Consider the following 17,101-nt stretch of genomic DNA (forward strand, 5'->3'; position numbering starts at 1 on the left):
CGTTTACCCGCCGCGGGTGCGGGCAGGATGCCTCCGCCCCGTCGGACTCGGCCGACACCCGCCCCGCCTGATCGGAGCACCCGTCCCATGCCTCGTCGTAGCCGGCTGGCCATTGCCGCCGTCACCGTCCTCAGCCTCTCCGCCTGCACGCAAGGTTCCTCGGACGAACCCGAGGCCCAGAACGACAGCGTCGGGGACGTCAAGGCGGCGTGGCGCGAGATCGACACCACGGCAGCGGCGCCTGCGGAGCCGCGCGTGTCCGTCGGATCCTCGCTCGCCGGGTCCGGAGGTCTGTCCGCCCTGGTCGCCGGGCAGGTCGCCGCGCCGGATGCGCCTGCGGCAGCGACCGTGTGGCCAGCCGACGGGGTCGGACCTCACACCGGGCAGGTCCTGGAGGTCGGCGAGGGCGATGCGTCCATCGGCGACCTCGCCGCGGTGGGGGAGACGACGTACGCCCTCGGAGGCCGTTGGTACGAGGGAAGGTCCGAGCCGTTCCTGCAGTCCTCCGCCGACCGCCAGACCTGGTCGCAGGTCGAGCTCCCCGGCGAGGTGAACGAGCGTGGCATCGTGCTGAGCGCCATCGCGGGGCAGCCCGAGGGCGGCGTGGTCGCGGTCGGCATGGACGAGGACGAGTCGCCGATCGCGGTCCTCGTCGAGACCGGCGAGGTGGTGGACCTGCCGGCGCCGGCCGAGGGGAGGCTTGCCGGGATCATCGAGGCGGAGGCCTCCGACCGTGGCCTCGTCGTGCTGACCGCGGTCGAGCGCGAGGACGGGGGAGGGGAGACCCAGGCGCTGGTCTCCGTCGACGGTGGAGCCACCTGGTCGACGTCGAAGGCGCTGCCCGGCACCGAGGCCGTCCTCAACGGGATGGTGGCGGTGAAGAACGGGTTCGTGGCCACCGGCTACTCCCTCAACGGGGGGAGTACCTGCCCGCTGCCTGGTTCTCCAAGGACGGGACCTCGTGGAAGACCGAGGCGCTGCCCGCCTTCCCTGGCCACCACGCGGGCTGGGCGAGCTGGGTGAACGCGCCCAGCGCGGGCGGCGGCACCGTGTTCGCCGCCCTGAGCGACGAGGAGAAGCTCTTCTCGGTCGTGCTCCGGCGCTCGCCCGCCGGGCGGTGGTCGCGGTTCGGCGACCTGCCGTCGTGGCGCACCCCAGGGGGCTCGCCACTGGTCGTGGCGGACGGACGCGAGGTCGTGGCCGTGCGCTCGTGGAACGGGCTCCTGCAGAGCGGCAAGCTCAGCGCGAAGGGAGCCTGGAGCACCCTGGGGGAGACCGGCGCCCTGCCCAAGGTCGACGGCTGGGAGACCATCGCCCAGCTGGGCGAGGAGACGGCGCTGGTCGGATCCCGCTCCGAGGTCGAGCTCTCCTCCGGCGACGGGTGGACGAGGACCACGAGCCTGACCCCGTTCTCGCTGGCAGACGACGTCCTGGAGTCCGCTGACTGGCAGCCGGCCCAGGTCGCGGGCACCTCGGGCATGGCGGCGGTCACCGACGAGGAGGGCAACGCGTTCGTCGCGTCGGAGCAGATCAGGCCCTCCGACGTCTCCGGGGTGGTCGACGAGTCCGACGTCACCGGCTGGTTCCGCGCTGCCGGGGCGAAGAAGTGGAAGCCCGCGCGCGGGCTGGCCGGTCCTCGCACGGAGTTCCTCGGCGAGGCGAGCATCCACGACGGCGAGTGGGTCGTGACCGGTGTCGACCGGGCCAGCTTCGTCGCCAGCGACCACAGCTACGGCGCACTGTGGACGTCGCGGAACGGGGTGTCGTGGAAGCGCGCCAAGGGTCCCTTCGACGTGGACCGCTCCAGCGACTCCTGGTTGAACGGCACCTGTGTGCTGCCCGGCGGCGACCTGGTGGCCGTCGGCGGGGTCGAGGACCCGACCAAGGGCGTCCGGCCGGTGGCCTTCCGCCGCGGTGAGGGCGGCTGGAAGCGGCTCGACATCCAGGGTCTGGGTGCAGGAGTCACCGGACTCGACTCATGCGCCGGCACCGACGACGTGGTGCTCTTCCAGGGCACCGCAGCCGGTCGGGACGCCACCTGGTCCACCACCGACGGCGAGGAGTTCACGAGCGTCGAGATCGGCGGCACCGAGGACAACGTCGGCACCATCGTGTCGATGGACCAGGGCTTCGCCGCCCCGGCGGGGTGTACGGCGGCCAGCAGGCGCGGGCCGTGGTGTGGCTCTCGGCCGACGGCGTGGAGTGGAGCTCCGTCGACGTCCCGGTCAGTCGGCCCATGGCCGCCACCTCGGTCCTGGCCAACGAGTCCGGCCTCGTGGTGGGGCTCGAGAGTCAGAACGGTCCAGCTGTGGCAGTCCTGGAGAACGTCGAGGAGCTGCTGCAGTAGTGGGCGACGCCGCGAGCTGGCGGGCTCAACGCTCCCGGTCGGGCGGTAGCCGCAGGGCGGTGAGCGTGGTGGCCAGCATCTCGTAGTGCCCGACCAGCAGCAGCACCTCCAGGCAGGTGCGTTCGTCCAGCTCGGCACGCAGCCGGGTCCACGTGGCGTCGCACAGGTCCCGGTCGTGGTGCAGCTCGTCGGTGACGGTGAGCAGCAGTCGCTCGCGCCCGGTCCAGCCCTCGGCCTCCGGCCCGGCGACGACCCGCTCGAGCTCGACGGGGCCGATCCCGGCACGCGCGCCGAGCCGGGCGTGGTGGGTGAACTCGTAGTCGCAGCCGGTCAGCGTCGCCACCCGCAGGATCACCAGCTCGGTCTCGCGGCGCGGTAGGCGACCGCCGGGCATCAGCCGACCCGCGAAGTGCAGCCATCCCCAGAAGAGCCGTCGGTTGCGACCGAGGGTGAGGAAGAGTGCCGGCGGCTCGGTGCCGGCGACCCGGCCCGCTATCCGGGCGAACCCGGTGACCACCGGTCCGACCTCGCGCCAGCCGCCCGGGGCGACGCGCGGCCGCCGGTCGGTGGGGCTGCTCGGAAGCATCGCTCACGCCTCCCGCGGACGGCGGGCACGGCCGACCTCGGGCAGCGCGCGGTTGGCCCCGGCGCTCATCGCCTTCATCGCCAGCAGGTAGCCGGGCGGGAAGAGGCGCTGCACCAGGTGGATGAACCGGATGTCGGGGGAGGTGTAGACCCAGTAGCGGTTGCGACGTACGCCGGTCAGGATCGACTCCGCGGCCTGCTCGGCGGTGACGGCCCGGGCCCGGAACCTGTGGTGCAGCCGCTCGAACCTCTCGCTCGCCTTGTCCACCCCGGCGATGGTGACGGTCTCGGTGAGCGGCGTCGCGACCCCGCCGGGGCAGACCAGGCTGACGCCGATGCCGTGCCGGGCCAGGTCGAAGCGCAGCACCTCCGAGACGCCCCGCAGCCCGAACTTGCTCGCGCTGTACGCCGCGTGCCAGGGCATCCCGATGATCCCCGCGGCCGAGGACACGTTGACCAGGTGCCCGCCGCGACCGGCCTCGATCATCGGCGGCACCAGGGTCTCGATGACGTGGACCGGACCCATCAGGTTGACCTCGACCAGCCGCCGCCAGTGCTGGTGCTCCAGGCTCTGCACGGTGCCCCAGGTCGAGATGCCGGCGATGTTCATCACCACGTCCATGGTGCCTGAGGTCGCGGTCACCTCGCCCGCCAGCCCGCGCACGGCGTCATAGTCGGCGATGTCCGCGGCAGCGGCGTGCGCGACCGTGCCGCCAGCGGCGCGGATCTCCTCGGCGGTCCGGTGCAGGCCAGCGGCATCCACGTCGGTCAGGTGGAGCACCGCACCCTGGGCCGCGGCGGCCCGGGCCGTGGCCCGCCCGATGCCGCTGGCGCCGCCGGTGATGAACACCTTGCGGTTGTCGAGGTCACGCAGGCGGCGTGTTCTGAGTCCCATCGTCGGAGTCTGGCAGAGCCGGCAGCACGGTGGTCCCGGCGCGCGGGCCGGGGCCAGGGCGGCTGGGCTGGTCTTCGGCGTACCCGCAACTGATGAACTTTTCTCTCACATCGAGCGGCGGCCACTAACGTCGGAGGACGGCTCGGGACGGGGGTGTTCGGAGGGACGCGCTGATGACGGACGAGACACTGTTCGCCCCGCGGGGGCGACGGCTGATGCTCGGGCTGCTCCTCGCCCTGGTGTTTGCCTGCGTGTGGGTGTGGGTCTCCAACGATCGCGAGACCAGCCGGTTCGACCAGGCCATGAGCCGGTTCGAGGCACCGCGCGAGTGGACCGTGGTCGCGCAGTCCCGCCAGCCGGCCCGCAAGGTGTGCCTGAGCGCAGGCGGCTGCCCCAGCGCCTGGACGCGCTGGACGGTGCCCGGCCCGGTGGCGCCCCTGGACCTGGACGCGCTCCTGGACCGGGCCGGATGGGACATGAGCCTGGACGAGAACTGTCCCGGGAGCGGTGCGGTGAGGCTCGTGGGAGGCCTGAACCCGCGCAACTGCGGCGCCCACGGCCAGGCGGACGGCTACCGGGCCACGGTCAGCCAGCACGTCCTGCCGGACAGCGGACTGGTCGAGGTGATCGTCCGCCTGGAGTCGCGGGACGGCCGGTCCTGGGTACCGAATCCGTTTAGTAGTTCCCAGTAGGCTTGCCGTGGCCTGAAAGGGGGCACAGCCATACCGTGACCGTCATCGAGAAGAAGCCCGCCAGCCAGATCGCACATCTGACCGCGGACGACATCGAGGCCATCGGCCGAGAGCTCGACGAGCTCCGGGCGTCGGTGCTGGAGAGCCGAGGCGAGTCCGACGCGGCCTACATCCGGCGCATGATCGACGTACGCCGCAAGCTCGAGCTCGCTGGCCGCCTGGTGCTGCTCGCGGGCAGCAAGCGCCGGTCCGCCTGGCTGCTGGGCACCGCCTGCCTGTCCTTGTCCAAGATCCTGGACAACATGGAGATCGGCCACAACGTCCTGCACGGTCAGTGGGACTGGATGCGGGACCCCAAGATCCACTCCTCCACCTGGCAGTGGGACCACGCGTCCCCGCCCTCGCAGTGGAAGGAGGCGCACAACGTCCAGCACCACCGGTTCACCAACATCGTCGGCAAGGACAACGACCTCGGCTACGGCATCATGCGTGTCGACGAGGACCAGGAGTGGCGGCCCCGCTTCCTGATCCAGCCGCTGTGGAACATGGCCAACGCCCTGATCTTCGAGTACGGCATCGCGATGTACGACGTGGAGTTCGGTGAGCACCTCCGCCAGAAGCGGGGCTTCACCCCCGAGCTGCGCGACCGGGTCAAGGAGACGCTGAAGCAGATCGGTCGGCAGGCGGCGAAGGACTACGTCGTCTTCCCGGCGCTCTCGGGGCGGTCCTGGAAGTCCACCCTCACGGCCAACGCCACCGCCGGGGTGGTCCGCAACGTGTGGAGCCACTCGGTCATCATGTGTGGCCACTTCCCCGAGGGGGTCGAGACGTTCGAGCAGCCCGCGCTGGACCAGGACGAGACCCGCGGCGAGTGGTACCTGCGGCAGATGCTGGGCTCCGCCAACATCTCGGGGTCTCCGCTGACCCACGTGATGTGCGGCAACCTGTCTCACCAGATCGAGCACCACCTCTTCCCGGACCTGCCCAGCAACCGCTACGCCGAGATCGCGCCGCAGGTGCGCGACCTCTTCCAGCGCTACGGGCTCTCCTACAACTCCCGGCCCCTGGTGCGCCAGGTCGGCAGCGCCTGGCACAAGGTGCTGCGCCTCTCGCTGCCCAACGGCTGGCTGGAGGAGACGACCGTGCGCAACGCCCCTCACAGGTGGCCAAGCTGTTCGGTCGACGGGCTCAGGCCGCGGCCTTCGCGTCCCCGGTCGGGTCGAGCACCTCGGCGGGGTCCTCGTCCTGCCACGCCTTGCCGGCTCGCGAGGCGTTGTAGGCAGCCAGGTCCAGGATCCCCTCGCGCTTGGCGACCAGTGCCGGCACCAGGGCCTGGCCGGCCACGTTGGTGGCCGTGCGGCCCATGTCCAGGATCGGGTCGATCGCCAGCAGCAGGCCGACGCCCTCCAGGGGCAGGCCGAGGGTGGAGAGCGTCAGGGTCAGCATCACCGTCGCGCCGGTCACGCCCGCGGTGGCCGCGGAGCCGATGACCGCCACGAACGCGATCAGCGCGTAGTCGGTCAGGGCGAGGTCCAGCCCGAAGAACTGGGCCACGAAGATCGCCGAGACTGCGGGATAGATCGAGGCGCAGCCGTCCATCTTCGTGGTCGCCCCCAGCGGCACCGCGAACGACGCGTAGGCCTTGGGCACCCCCAGGTTGCGCTCGGTCACTCGCTGGGTCACCGGCATGGTGCCGACCGAGGAGCGGGAGACGAAGGCCAGCGAGATCGCGGGCCAGGCGCCGGAGAAGAACTGCTTGACCGACAGGCCGTTGGTGCGCAGCAGCACCGGGTAGACCACGAACAGGACCAGGGCGAGACCGAGGTAGATGGCGACGGTGAAGCTGCCCAGGGAGCCCAGGGCGTCCCAGCCGTAGGTGGCCACCGCCTTGCCCAGCAGTCCGACCGTGGCGATCGGGGCCAGCAGGATCACCCACCACAGCACCTTCTGGACCACCAGCAGGGCGGAGCGGACGATGGCCAGGAACGGCTCGGCGGCGTCACCCACCTTGAGGGTGGCGACACCGACCGCGATGGCCACCACCAGGATCTGGAGCACGTTGAACGACAACCCCACGGAGCCGTCGGAGCCCGCGCTGGCCTCCAGGCCGAGGGCGTTGGCCGGGACCAGGCCGGTCAGGAAGTCCAGCCAGGACCCGCTGCTCGACGGCGCGGCGGCGGCCTCGGCGGAGACGCTGGTGTTGTTCCCCGGCTGGATGATCAGCCCGAGGGCGATGCCGATGCCCACCGCGATCAGCGCGGTGGCCGCGAACCAGGCCAGCGTCTTCCACGCCAGCCGAGCCGCTCCGGTGACGTCGCGCAGGTTGGCGATCGAGGCCACGATGGCCAGGAAGACCAGCGGCGGGACGATGGTGCGCAGCAGGGTGACGAAGATGCTGCCGATCTGGGTGAGCGTCTCGGTCAGCCAGTTGGGGTCCGGCTCGCCGGTGGCGGCGTCGACGCCGTCCGCGCCCATGGACCGGGCGACCAGCCCGAGCACGACGCCGAGGACCAGCCCGATCAGGACCTGGACGCCGAACGAGGGGAGCCAGCGACGCCGGGCGGGCGTCGAGGTGGTGGTGGAGCTCATGGAGAGGTGCTGCCTTTCGCTGCGGCCGGGCGGCAGGCGCGTGGCCACACCGTCGGCTCCGGGGTCGGGGACGAGGGGAGTGTCAGGACCGACAACGGGAGCTCTGGGTGCGCTGCAGGTCGACGGCGAGGCGACGCGTCAACAGGTCGCCTTCGCTCGTGGTGAGTAGTCGCACGAAGAGCAGAACCGCATCGACCCGCCGGTTCATTCCCGATCAGGCTCCGTGGTGCATCGCGGGCGCATCGAGGGCGCACCGGCGGGGTACACCGGCAGACAACGACGAGGAGGACCTGATGAACCAGCACGTCACGACGAGGCACGAGCTGTGAGGCCGCGCTGGAGCAGCGGACCCTCCGAGCTGGTGCTGGTGCGTCACGGCGAGAGCGTGGGCAACCACGCAGACCTCCAGGCCCGCGAGTCCGGGGCGGAGTACCTCGACCTGGACGCCCGCGACGCCGACGTCGAGCTCTCCGACACCGGCCACGCCCAGGCCAGGGCCGTCAACGCCTGGCTCCGCGAGGGCGGGGCCGAGCTGCCCGACGTGGTGATCGCCTCGCCGTACCGCCGGGCCGCGGAGACCGCACGGCTGGCACTGGACGGTCTCGGGACGGACCTGGTCCTCGACGAGCGGCTGCGCGAGCGGGACCTGGGGATCTTCGACGGGATGACCGGTGTCGGGATCAGGGCTCGCCACCCCGAGGAGGCCGAGCGTCGCGAGAAGCTCGGGAAGTTCTACTACCAGCCGCCCAGCGGTGAGAGCTGGGCAGACGTGGTGCTGCGCATCCGCAGCCTGCTCACCGACCTGCGCGAGGGGTACGACGGCGCCCGGGTCTGGTTGTTCTCCCACCAGGCAGTGATCATGAGCTTCCGCTACGTGCTGGAGGAGGTCGCTGAGCAGGACCTCCTCGAGCTCGACCGGAAGATCCAGATCCCCAACGCCTCGGTGACCACCTACCGGCGCAGCGGGGACCACCTCGAGCTCGTCGACTTCGCCGACACCACTGCCGTGGACAAGGCCGAGGCCGCGGTGACCCGGGAACCCTCCCAGGGAGGGCGTGGCGATGAGCAGGCCTGACCCGGTCGTCGTCACGCCGGCGGTGCTGCGGGACTGGCCCCTGCCGGCGCCCGGTGACAGCAAGCAATCTCGCGGACAGGTCCTGGTGGCCGGCGGCAGCGCGGCCACTCCCGGGGCGGTGCTGCTGGCCGGCACCGCGGCGCTGCGGGCGGGCGCGGGCAAGCTGGTGCTGGCCACCGTCGCCGACACCTGCCCGGCCCTGGGCGTCGCCGTCCCCGAGGCGGCGGTGCGGGCCCTGCCGCAGACCGGGGCGGGGGAGATCGCGGTCTCCGGAGCCGAGTCCCTGGGGGAGTGGGCACAGGCCGCGGACGCGCTGCTCCTGGGCAGCGGGTGCGGCGATCCCGACCTCGCCACCGAGCTGATCGAGGCACTCGTGCCGGACCTGGACCTGCCGGTCACCATCGACGCCCTGGGGTCGGCGTACCTGACGCACCACCCCGAGGGGCTGCACCGCCTCGAAGGCCGCGTGGTGGCCACGCTCAACCCCACCGAGATGGCCCACGTCGCCGGCTGCGAGGTCGACGAGGTCGAGGAGGACCCGTGGGCCGCGGCGACGGCGGTGGCCCGCCGGTCCCGGGTCGTGGTCCTGTTCGGCGGGGAGCGCAAGCACGTGGTCGCTCCGGACGGCCGCGCCTGGCTGATCGAGGGAGGCGGGCCGGGCCTGGGCGTCTCCGGCTCCGGCGACGTGCAGGCCGGGATCGTCACCGGGCTGCTGGCCAGGGGAGCCGACCCCGCGCAGGCCGCAGTGTGGGGCGCCTACCTGCACGCCCGCACCGGCGAGCGGCTCGCTGCCACGGTGGGACAGGTGGGCTACCTGGCGGGAGAGCTGCTGGGCGAAGTGCCTCGAGTGCTCTCCGAGCTGGGCTGAGGCGCCGCCGGACCTTGGCGATCCGGCCGCGCCGGGGGCGCATCCGTGGAATCGTTGCGGGTCCACGAGGGGCGAGCGCGAAGGAGACCCGGTGGCGAGGACCGCGACCCAGCTCGCGAGGGACACCCCGGAGCTCTGGTCACCCGTGTGGGCAGAGGTGGCCGTCGCCCTGTCCGCGCACTGGCGGGCCGGACGTGGTCACCTGCTCACCGAGGACGCCCTGCGGCTCAGCGCCGTCGTGGCGCTCGGGGACGCGGGGGTCGACCCGTCCCGGGTCACCGCGGACGTCCCCGAGCCCGTCCTGCGCCAGGGGGTGGCGGACCTGGTCGTCGACGGGCTCTCCGGGGTGGTCGTGCAGCTGCGGTACTCGGCCGCCCGCACCGACTCGCGGCCGGCCGCGGTGCCGATGGGCGAGCTGCTGGGCGACGTGATGCGGCTGGGCTGCGTGCCGGCTCGTCGCCGGTGGGTGGTGCAGGTGATCAGCGCGCGCACCATGAGCCACCTCGCCAGCGCCGCGGACCGGCACTCCCTGGTCTGGCCCAGCGAGGTGGGCCGCCGACTGGTGGTGGAGCGCGGCGCGTTGGAGTGGCTGCCGGCTGCCGCCCAGCGGGCCGTCGGCCGCGCCCCGTGGCAGCTGCCCGTGGTCGCCACCTGCACCGACGTGCTCGCCGTGCACGGAGAGCTGGCGCTGTTCGCCCTCGAGGTGGAGACCCCCGGTGCTCCGCCGCCCGGGGGTGAAGCCGAGCTGGGCGAGGTCGGACCACGGCGCCGGGACGAGCCGCCCGAGTCCCCGAGAGGCACGGCGCGGGCCGACATCCTGGACGCGGTACGGCGCATCCTTGCCGCCTCCGACCAGGACACCTTCGGCGTCGAGGAGGTGGTCGCGGACCTGAGCGCCCGGGGGAGCCGCTTCGCCGCGGCGACGGTGCGCACCATGCTCACCAGCCACATGTGCGCCGACGTGCGCGGCCGCGGCATCGCGGCCTTCGACGACGTGGAGCGCGTCGGTCCCGGGACCTACCGCTTGCGCGCGGGGCGCTGAGCGGGCGCGGTCCTGCGGGCCCGCTCGATCGCCCGCATGCCGTGGTGCAGCACCACCGCGGCGATGGTGCCGAGCGCGATGCCGGTGAAGGTCATGTTCCCGGCGTTCAGGGTGAGGTCGCCGATGCCGAAGATGAGCGCCACCGCTGCCGGGTACTGGTTGGAGGGCAGGGAGAAGTCGACCTGGTTGTCGATCCAGATCTTCACGCCGATCAGGCCGATGAGCCCGTAGAGCGCCACCGTGACACCGCCGAGGACGCCGGCGGGGACGGTGTTGAGCACCGCGCCGAACTTGGGCGAGAGGCTGAGCGCCACCGCGACCACACCCGCCACCCAGTAGGCCGCGGTGGAGAAGACCCGGGTCGCGGTCATCACCCCGATGTTCTCGCCGTACGTCGTGGTGGCGGAGCCGCCGCCCGCGCCGGCCAGCGTGGTCGCCAGGCCGTCGGCCAGCAGGGCCGCCCCGGTCCGGTCGTTGATCGACTCGTCGCCGACCAGGTGGGCGACGCTGCGCACGTGGCCGACGTTCTCGGCGATCAGCACCAGCACCACGGGCAGGAACATCGGGACCACCGACCAGGTGACGTCCGGGCTGGCGAAGTCCGGCCACCCGAACCACGCGGCCTCGCGCACGGGATCCAGCTCCAGCTCTCCGGTCAGCAGCGCCGTGGCGTAGCCCACCGCGACGCCGATCAGGATCGACAGCCGGGCCGCCAGGCCACGGAACGCCACGGAGACCACCACGATGGTCAGCAGGGTGACGACGGCCAGCAGGGGGTCGTCCTGGAAGTTGGCGGTGGCCGCACCGCCGAGGTTGAACCCGATCAGGGCCACGATCGCCCCCGTCACCACCGGGGGCATCAACGCGTCGATCCAGGCGCTGCCGACGACGGTGACCAGCAAGCCCACGGCAGCCAGCAGGGCGCCGGTGACCATGATGCCGAACAGTGCCGCCCCCATGCCGTGATCACCCATGGACGCCTGGATCGGGGCGATGAAGGCGAAGGAGGAGCCGAGATAGCTGGGCACCCGGTTGCGGGTGAGCAGCAGGAACAGCATGGTGCCCACGCCGGAGAAGAACAGGGTGGTGGTGGGCGGGAAGCCGGTGATCAGCGGCACCAGGAAGGTGGCGCCGAACATCGCCACCACGTGCTGGCCACCGAACCCGATGGTGCGGGGCCAGGAGAGGCGTTCCTCGGGGCGGACGATCGCCTCGGGGGAGGCGGTACGCCCGTCGCCGTGCAGGGTCCAGGACACGTGTGCTCCTCAGTGCTCGCGAAGGGCCGCCCTCGGGGCGACGGGGGGATGCTAGCCGGACCCGGGCCTGCCTCGGCACCCCGCCGGCGTCGGGCCAAAATCGATGATCTTTCGACTGACGCCCGCTTTCCAGGGCTAGTCAGTGATTCTCCTCGCACCTAGCGTTCTTGGACGGGAGCGTCGGCGGGGCCCGTCGGGTGTGCTGCAGCACCCGGCGGGTCCCGTCCTCGGGAGCTCAGGCCTGGGGGGTCCTCAGGATCTCCACGACACCGGCGTACATGGTGGCCTTGATGGCGCCGAGGGTGGCACGATCCTTGCCTGCCAGGTCCCGGACCCGGGCGGCCGCGGTGCCGCGGAGCTCCTCGAGGCCGCTGACCCCGTCCACCAGACCGGCTGCCATCGCCTCGGCGCCGCCGTACCGACGGCCCGTGGTCATCGCCTCCACCGCGGCCGCCGGCGTGAGCTTGGCGGTGATCAGGGCGGACATCCCGGTGGTGAACGGGATGTGGATGTCGACCTCGGGAAGCAGAAGAACCCGCGGTCCTCGCGCATCACCCGGAAGTCGTGGGCCATGGCGAGCATCGCGCCGCCGCCGAAGGCGTGGCCGTTGACCGCGGCGACCGTCGGGACCGGCAGGGTGAGCACCTTGGCGAACAGCGCGTGGATGCGGTCGACGTACCAGCCGAGGCGGTCGCCGTTGGCGCCCAGCCACTCCAGGTCGAGACCGTTGGAGAAGAACTTCCCGCTGCCCGCGGTGACCAGCACGGCCGGCTCCGTGGAGTCGGCGATCTCGTCCAGCAGGGCGTCGGTCTGCTCCAGCCACTCCGGGTGGAAGCGGTTCTCGTCCGAGCCGAGGTCGAGCGTCCAGACGGTGCTGTCCTTGGTGAGCGTGGGCATGCGGGGGCTCCTGTGGCAGGTCGCGAGCAGATCCGGCGAACCGTACCGGAGCGCCGGGCCCCGGGACTCAGTCGGTGCGTTCGGCCAGCACCAGCACCTCGTAGTGGCGGGTCTGGGGAAACATGTCCAGCAGCACGGCCCGGCGCGGGCGCAACGACGGCATCGCCGCCAGGTCCCGCGCCAGGGACTCCGCGTTGCAGCTGGAGTAGAGGACGTGCCGGACCCCGGAGTCCTCCAGCCACCCGGCGAGGACCGGCCCGATGCCCCGGCGCGGCGGGTTCACCACCACCAGGTCCGGCGACCGGTCCTGGGCCAGGGCCCAGGCGGTGGCGTCGGCAGCGACGAACTCGGCCGGAGCGCCCAGCTCCCGCGCGCTGGTGCGCGCGCTCGCCACGGCCTCGGCGCTGACCTCGACCCCGGTCACCGCGAGCCCCGGGCGGGCCAGGTGCAGCGCGAAGCCGCCGACCCCGCAGTACAGGTCCCACACCTGGGCGGGCGCGGTCTCCCCGACGGGAAGGAGCTCGGCGACCCAGGCCGCCGCCTGCCGGTAGAGGCTGGCGGCGACCTCGGTGTTGGTCTGGAAGAAGCTCTGCGGGCGAAGGTGCAACGTCAGGTCGTTGACCCGCATCGCCAGCGTGGAGCCGTGCAGCACGATCTCGCGCTCGCCCTCCAGGACGGCCTTGTGCTCGGGCTGAAGGTTGACCGAGACCACACGCAGCCGGGGGAGGGCGGCCAGCAGCCCCGGCAGGTGCTTGCTGATCCGGGTCACCGGCTCCTGGGAGCGCAGCACGAACCGGACCATGAGCTCGCCCGCCTCTGACTCGGTGACCAGCAGGTGCTTGAGCTCGCCGCGCCGCGCGGTCACGTCGTACGGCGCGATCGCGGCGGTGCTGATGAACGCCGCCAGCAGCGGGAGCGCAGCCTGCAGACCGGCGGAGTGCAGAGGACAGTCACGCAGGTCGATCCCGGAGCCGGCGGCGTCCAGGATGCCCAGGGTCGGCGCGTCGGCGGTGCCGCCCACGACCATCTTGGCCTTGTTGCGGAACCTCTCGCCCGGGCCCACCACCGGCGGCTGCCACTCGAGGTCGGGATCGGGGAGCAGGGCCTGCACCTGCCGTGTCTTCGCGGCGAGCTGGTCGGCTCGGGGAACCTCCAGCAACGTGCAGGAGCGACACCGGTGGGCGTCGTAGTGGGCGCAGTCCATGACGTTGGCGAACCTACCTTCCCCGCCCTCATCCCTTACTCTTGTCGCTGCTCAGGGTTCTGCGCGTTCTCGGAGGTGGGTACGGCGCGCGTCGTCCCTGCGCACCCGAAAAGAGTCCTTGCGTGTCACCCCTCGCTTCATACCGGCGGCTGCTCGACCTCGTCGGCCCGGCCTACGTCCTGGTCGCCTTCATCGGCCGTCTGCCCACCTCCATGAGCCAGCTCGGCACCCTGGTGCTGATCTCCTCGACGACCGGGAGCTATGCCAGCGGCGGTCTGGCCGCCGGGGCCCTGGCGATCGCGAACGCTGTCGGCTCCCCGCTGGCCGGCGCCCTGTCGGACCGCCACGGGCAACGGCCCGTCGTCCTCGTCCAGTCCCTGCTCGGCGCCCTCGCCCTGGGCGTGCTGGTCATCGCCGCGCACGCCGACTGCTCGACCCCGGTGCTGGTGCTGTGCGCTGCGGTCGCCGGGTCGCTGCTCCCTCAGGTCGGTCCGCTCTCCCGGGTGCGCTGGCGCCCGCTGGTCGCCGACTCCGGTGTGCACCACCGTCGTCTGCTGGACACCGCGTTCTCCTACGAAGGGGCAGCCGACGAGGCCTCGTTCGTGCTCGGTCCGGCGCTGGTCGGGACCGGGGTGGCGCTGATCTCGCCGGAGGCGGCGATGCTGATGGCCTCGGCGCTGCTGGTCGTCTTCGGATGCGCTTTCGCGCTGCACCCCACCGCCCCCGGTGCCGTGCCGCGGCCCGCGCCGGGGACGGTGGTGGCCCGGGTGGTCACCCCGTTCTTCGTCGTCCTGCTGCTGGCCCTGATGTGTGTGGGGATGCTGTTCGGTGCCACCCAGACCGGCACCACGGTGATGGCCGACGCGGCGGGGGAGCCGGGGCTGGCGGGGCTGATCCACGCGGTGCTCGGGATCGGCAGCGTGATCGCCGGGCTCGGCACCGCGCTGCTCCCGGAGTCCTTCGGCCACGCCCGCCGGATGCTCGTCTGCGCGGTGGCGCTGCTGGTGATGTCGCTGCCGCTGCTCGCGGTGGACAGCCTGACCGGCCTGGTGCTGGTGGTGCTGGCGCTCGGCTTCGGGGTCGCCCCCTACCTGATCAGCGTCTTCACCCTGGGGGAGCGGGCGCTGCCGCAGAGCCGGGCCAGCCTGGGGCTGAGCCTGCTGGCCAGTGCGGTCGGCCTGGGCTACGCGCTGGGGGCTGGTGCGGCTGGCCGGCTGGCCGACGCGCACGGCCACACCGCCGCCTTCACCGTCACCGTGGGCGCCATGGTGCTGGCCGTGGTGCTGGCCCTGGTGGTCCGGGCCCGGGACCGCTCGGGGCCCCAGGCCGCTGCCGGGTCAGCCGCGGAGCCGGCCCATCCACTCCTCGACGTCGTGTGAGGCGCGGGGGAGCGCGGCGCTGAGGTTGCGGCTGCCGTCGCCGGTCACCAGGATGTCGTCCTCGATCCTGATGCCGATCCCGCGCAGCTCCTCGGGCACCAGGAGGTCGTCGTCCTGGAAGTAGAGCCCCGGCTCCACGGTCAGGACCATGCCCTCGGCGAGGTCGGCCTTGGTGTAGGACTCCGGTGCGGCGCGTCCGCAGTCGTGCACGTCCATCCCGAGCATGTGCGAGGTGCCGTGCAGCGTCCACCGGGCGTAGACCTTGGAGTCGGGGTCCAGCGCCTCCTCGGCGGAGACCGGGAGCAGCCCCAGGTCGGAGAGCCCGTGGGCGAGCACCTCCATCGCCGCCTGGTGCGGCGCCAGGAAGGCCGCGCCCGGGCGGACCGCGGCGATGCCGCGCTCCTGGGCAGCCAGGACGAGCTCGTAGAGGTCGCGCTGGAGGTCGGTGAAGGTGCCGGAGACCGGAAGGGTCCTGGTCACGTCGGCGGTGTAGAGGTTGCGGCCCTCCACCCCCATGTCGAGCAGGATCAGCTCACCGGGCCTGACGGGCCCGCTGTTCTCGATCCAGTGCAGGGTCGTGGCGTGCGAGCCGCCGCCGACGATGGAGTCGTAGCCGATGTCGTTGCCCATCGCCCGGGCCCGGCGGAAGAAGGTGCCCTCCACCCAGCGCTCGCCGTACTCCAGCACCCGGTCCCACTCGCGCACCGAGTCCTCGAAGCCCAAGGTGGTGATGTCACAGGCCTCGGCCAGCTCGGCGACCTCCCAGTCGTCCTTGACCAGGCGCATCTCAGAGACCACCCGGGCCAGGTCGGTGTCCAAGGTGTCGTCCCCGGGGACCAGGGCGTCCACGGTGGCCGAGACGCCGCGGTGCACGCGGGTCTTGCCGGTCCCGGCGAGCGCGCCCGGCAGCTCGTCGACGTGCCGGACCTCCAGGCCCAGCGAGTCCGACATCTCCTCCAGTGATGGACGGGCTCCGGCCCAGAGCGCGCCGTACTGGCGGTCCCGGAAGAACTCGTCGGTCTCCCGCGAGGAGCGGGGCCTGGCGTAGAGCACCGCGTCGCCGTCCGCGAGCACCAGCACGGCATCGGTGCTCTGGTTGCCCGAATAGTAGGTGTGCGCGGTGTCGGGGCGGAAGCGGTAGTCGGTGTCGTTGGAGCGCACCTTGAAGGTGCCGGCGGGCAGCACGAGGCGCTCGCCGGGGAAGGCCTCGGCCAGGCGCGCCCGCCGGGCAGCGGCGCTGGCGGTCACCGGGTGCCGGGGGACCGTCGCCTCCCGCTCGCCCCAGCCGGTGCGCATGAAGGCGGCGTACGCCTCCGGCACCGCGGGGTCGTGGGACTCCGTCCGCGGCTGGGTCGTCGGTGTCGTGCCTGGCTGGGTCTGGGACTCCTCGCTCACGGACTTCACTGTACGCCGCGCGGTCACGCCCCGTTAGGCTGCCGACCATGTCCAGCCACCGTCGCCAGAGCGCTGCCTTCACGCTCGTGGTCACGCTGTTGGCGCTGCTGGGCGCGGCCGCGATGCTGCTGGTGATCGCGCTCTCCGGAGCACCCTCGTCGCTGGCCCTGGCCACGGTGCTGGCGTTCCTGCCGGTGGGACCCGTGGTGGGGGTGTTCCTGTGGTTGGACCGCTACGAGCCGGAGCCGCGCACGCTGCTGGCCGCGGGCGTGCTGTGGGGGGCCTTCGTCGCCACCGCCGCCGCGCTGGTGCTGCAGGGCCTCGGTGGGCTGTTCGGCGGGTTCGACGACTCCCAGATGCTCGCCGTCGTCGCCCCGGTCACCGAGGAGGCCACCAAGGGCCTGTTCCTGCTGCTCCTGCTGTGGTGGCGCCGGGCGGAGCTGGACGGCATCCTCGACGGAATCGTCTACGCGGGCATGGTCGGCATCGGGTTCGCCTTCATCGAGAACATCCTCTACCTGGCGGCCGCGTACGACGGCACCGACGGCCTGGGCCCGGGCGGCACCGAGGCGTTGACGGCCACCTTCGTGGTCCGCTGCCTGGTCAGCCCGTTCGCCCACCCGCTCTTCACCGCGTTCACCGGCATCGGCGTGGGCATCGCGGTCGGCAGCCGTCGGCCGCTGGTGCGCGTGCTGGCGCCCCTGGCTGGGTACCTGGTGGCTGTGCTCACCCATGGCCTCTGGAACGCCTCCGCCATCGGTGGCCTTGAGCAGTTCGCCACGGTCTACCTGACCATGATGGCGCCCGGCTTCGCCGCGCTCATCGCCTTCGTGATCTGGCTGCGCCGTTCCGAGCGCACCATGCTGACCCGGGCGCT

15 protein-coding genes and 2 pseudogenes are annotated in these 17,101 nt (G+C 72.4%); 9 read left to right on the plus strand and 8 right to left on the minus strand.

All coding sequences use genetic code 11. From position 1 onward, the window contains the following. The first annotated feature begins 87 nt into the window (after window positions 1-87). Together C0R66_RS05830 and C0R66_RS05835 are read left to right on the plus strand one after the other, a co-directional pair. Window positions 88-1,023, plus strand: a complete 936-nt coding sequence (locus C0R66_RS05830) for a hypothetical protein (RefSeq protein WP_101523902.1) — start codon at window positions 88-90, stop codon at window positions 1,021-1,023. Then, complete coding sequence (locus tag C0R66_RS05835; protein WP_101523903.1) at window positions 1,020-2,396, plus strand: hypothetical protein; 1,377 nt, start codon at window positions 1,020-1,022, stop codon at window positions 2,394-2,396. Before C0R66_RS05830 ends, C0R66_RS05835 begins: the two co-directional genes overlap by 4 nt. Here C0R66_RS05835 and C0R66_RS05840 read toward each other — a convergent pair. Next, window positions 2,373-2,933 carry a carboxymuconolactone decarboxylase family protein gene (locus C0R66_RS05840; protein WP_101523904.1) on the minus strand — a complete coding sequence of 187 codons (561 nt, stop codon included), beginning with the start codon at window positions 2,931-2,933 and terminating at the stop codon, window positions 2,373-2,375. The genes C0R66_RS05835 and C0R66_RS05840 overlap by 24 nt on opposite strands. Before the next feature lie 3 nt (window positions 2,934-2,936). Continuing rightward, window positions 2,937-3,827 (minus strand): SDR family oxidoreductase, encoded by an 891-nt coding sequence (locus C0R66_RS05845; protein WP_101523905.1) that lies wholly within the window; start codon window positions 3,825-3,827, stop codon window positions 2,937-2,939. Window positions 3,828-4,000: 173 nt separating this feature from the next. Here C0R66_RS05845 and C0R66_RS05850 point away from each other — a divergent pair, with 173 nt between their 5' ends. After that, a complete protein-coding gene (locus tag C0R66_RS05850; protein WP_101523906.1) occupies window positions 4,001-4,519 on the plus strand; it encodes a hypothetical protein in 519 nt (172 codons plus the stop codon). 302 nt (window positions 4,520-4,821) lie between these two features. Next, window positions 4,822-5,520: pseudogene (locus tag C0R66_RS20080) on the plus strand (fatty acid desaturase family protein); the annotation flags it as partial. A gap of 187 nt (window positions 5,521-5,707) precedes the next feature. On the opposite strand, the gene C0R66_RS18605 reads toward C0R66_RS20080, so the two are convergent. After that, window positions 5,708-7,108 carry a dicarboxylate/amino acid:cation symporter gene (locus tag C0R66_RS18605; protein ID WP_114422837.1) on the minus strand — a complete coding sequence of 467 codons (1,401 nt, stop codon included), beginning with the start codon at window positions 7,106-7,108 and terminating at the stop codon, window positions 5,708-5,710. Between the two features lie 325 nt (window positions 7,109-7,433). Here C0R66_RS18605 and C0R66_RS05860 point away from each other — a divergent pair, with 325 nt between their 5' ends. The 3 genes from C0R66_RS05860 to C0R66_RS05870 all read left to right on the plus strand — a co-directional run bounded on the left by C0R66_RS05860 (window position 7,434) and on the right by C0R66_RS05870 (window position 10,093). Continuing rightward, window positions 7,434-8,183, plus strand: a complete 750-nt coding sequence (locus C0R66_RS05860; RefSeq protein WP_101523907.1) for a histidine phosphatase family protein — start codon at window positions 7,434-7,436, stop codon at window positions 8,181-8,183. Beyond that, window positions 8,170-9,051, plus strand: a complete 882-nt coding sequence (locus tag C0R66_RS05865; RefSeq protein ID WP_101526076.1) for an NAD(P)H-hydrate dehydratase — start codon at window positions 8,170-8,172, stop codon at window positions 9,049-9,051. Before C0R66_RS05860 ends, C0R66_RS05865 begins: the two co-directional genes overlap by 14 nt. Window positions 9,052-9,142: 91 nt before the next feature. Then, window positions 9,143-10,093, plus strand: coding sequence for a hypothetical protein (locus C0R66_RS05870; protein WP_101523908.1), 951 nt, complete (start codon window positions 9,143-9,145; stop codon window positions 10,091-10,093). On the opposite strand, the gene C0R66_RS05875 is transcribed toward C0R66_RS05870, so the two are convergent. The 4 genes from C0R66_RS05875 to rlmC all read right to left on the minus strand — a co-directional run bounded on the left by C0R66_RS05875 (window position 10,069) and on the right by rlmC (window position 13,450). Then, window positions 10,069-11,349 carry a uracil-xanthine permease family protein gene (locus C0R66_RS05875; protein WP_101523909.1) on the minus strand — a complete coding sequence of 427 codons (1,281 nt, stop codon included), beginning with the start codon at window positions 11,347-11,349 and terminating at the stop codon, window positions 10,069-10,071. The genes C0R66_RS05870 and C0R66_RS05875 overlap by 25 nt on opposite strands. A gap of 235 nt (window positions 11,350-11,584) precedes the next feature. After that, entirely contained in the window at window positions 11,585-11,836 is a 252-nt protein-coding gene (locus C0R66_RS19895) for an enoyl-CoA hydratase-related protein (protein WP_277869165.1), read from the minus strand. After that, on the minus strand, window positions 11,824-12,246 hold the full coding sequence (locus C0R66_RS19900; protein WP_277869166.1) for an enoyl-CoA hydratase-related protein: 423 nt from the start codon (window positions 12,244-12,246) through the stop codon (window positions 11,824-11,826). The genes C0R66_RS19895 and C0R66_RS19900 overlap by 13 nt, the downstream gene beginning before the upstream one ends. A gap of 67 nt (window positions 12,247-12,313) precedes the next feature. Then, window positions 12,314-13,450, minus strand: a complete 1,137-nt coding sequence (gene rlmC / locus C0R66_RS05885; RefSeq protein WP_101523910.1) for a 23S rRNA (uracil(747)-C(5))-methyltransferase RlmC — start codon at window positions 13,448-13,450, stop codon at window positions 12,314-12,316. A gap of 122 nt (window positions 13,451-13,572) precedes the next feature. Between rlmC and C0R66_RS05890 the strand changes: the two genes are divergently transcribed. Further along, window positions 13,573-14,829 (plus strand): MFS transporter, encoded by a 1,257-nt coding sequence (locus C0R66_RS05890; protein WP_101523911.1) that lies wholly within the window; start codon window positions 13,573-13,575, stop codon window positions 14,827-14,829. Here the strand turns inward: C0R66_RS05890 and C0R66_RS05895 are convergent. Further along, window positions 14,788-16,224 (minus strand): aminopeptidase P family protein, encoded by a 1,437-nt coding sequence (locus C0R66_RS05895; protein WP_241901592.1) that lies wholly within the window; start codon window positions 16,222-16,224, stop codon window positions 14,788-14,790. The two genes, C0R66_RS05890 and C0R66_RS05895, sit on opposite strands and share 42 nt — an antisense overlap. A 122-nt stretch (window positions 16,225-16,346) precedes the next feature. Between C0R66_RS05895 and C0R66_RS19340 the strand changes: the two are divergent. Further along, window positions 16,347-16,982, plus strand: a pseudogene (locus C0R66_RS19340) (PrsW family intramembrane metalloprotease); the annotation flags it as partial. Window positions 16,983-17,101: the final 119 nt, after the last annotated feature.

It is taken from the genome of Nocardioides houyundeii (assembly GCF_002865585.1).
Taxonomy (GTDB): Bacteria; Actinomycetota; Actinomycetes; order Propionibacteriales; family Nocardioidaceae; genus Nocardioides; species Nocardioides houyundeii.

What these genes read in the sequence shown, in the direction of transcription:
- C0R66_RS05830 (WP_101523902.1), top strand. Translation starts at nt 88, where the DNA reads ATGCCTCGTCGTAGCCGGCTGGCCATTGCCGCCGTCACCGTCCTCAGC.
- C0R66_RS05840 (WP_101523904.1), bottom strand. Translation starts at nt 2,933, where the DNA reads ATGCTTCCGAGCAGCCCCACCGACCGGCGGCCGCGCGTCGCCCCGGGC.
- C0R66_RS05845 (WP_101523905.1), bottom strand. Translation starts at nt 3,827, where the DNA reads ATGGGACTCAGAACACGCCGCCTGCGTGACCTCGACAACCGCAAGGTG.
- C0R66_RS05850 (WP_101523906.1), top strand. Translation starts at nt 4,001, where the DNA reads ATGACGGACGAGACACTGTTCGCCCCGCGGGGGCGACGGCTGATGCTC.
- C0R66_RS18605 (WP_114422837.1), bottom strand. Translation starts at nt 7,108, where the DNA reads ATGAGCTCCACCACCACCTCGACGCCCGCCCGGCGTCGCTGGCTCCCC.
- C0R66_RS05865 (WP_101526076.1), top strand. Translation starts at nt 8,170, where the DNA reads ATGAGCAGGCCTGACCCGGTCGTCGTCACGCCGGCGGTGCTGCGGGAC.
- C0R66_RS19895 (WP_277869165.1), bottom strand. Translation starts at nt 11,836, where the DNA reads ATGTCCGCCCTGATCACCGCCAAGCTCACGCCGGCGGCCGCGGTGGAG.
- C0R66_RS19900 (WP_277869166.1), bottom strand. Translation starts at nt 12,246, where the DNA reads ATGCCCACGCTCACCAAGGACAGCACCGTCTGGACGCTCGACCTCGGC.
- rlmC (WP_101523910.1), bottom strand. Translation starts at nt 13,450, where the DNA reads ATGGACTGCGCCCACTACGACGCCCACCGGTGTCGCTCCTGCACGTTG.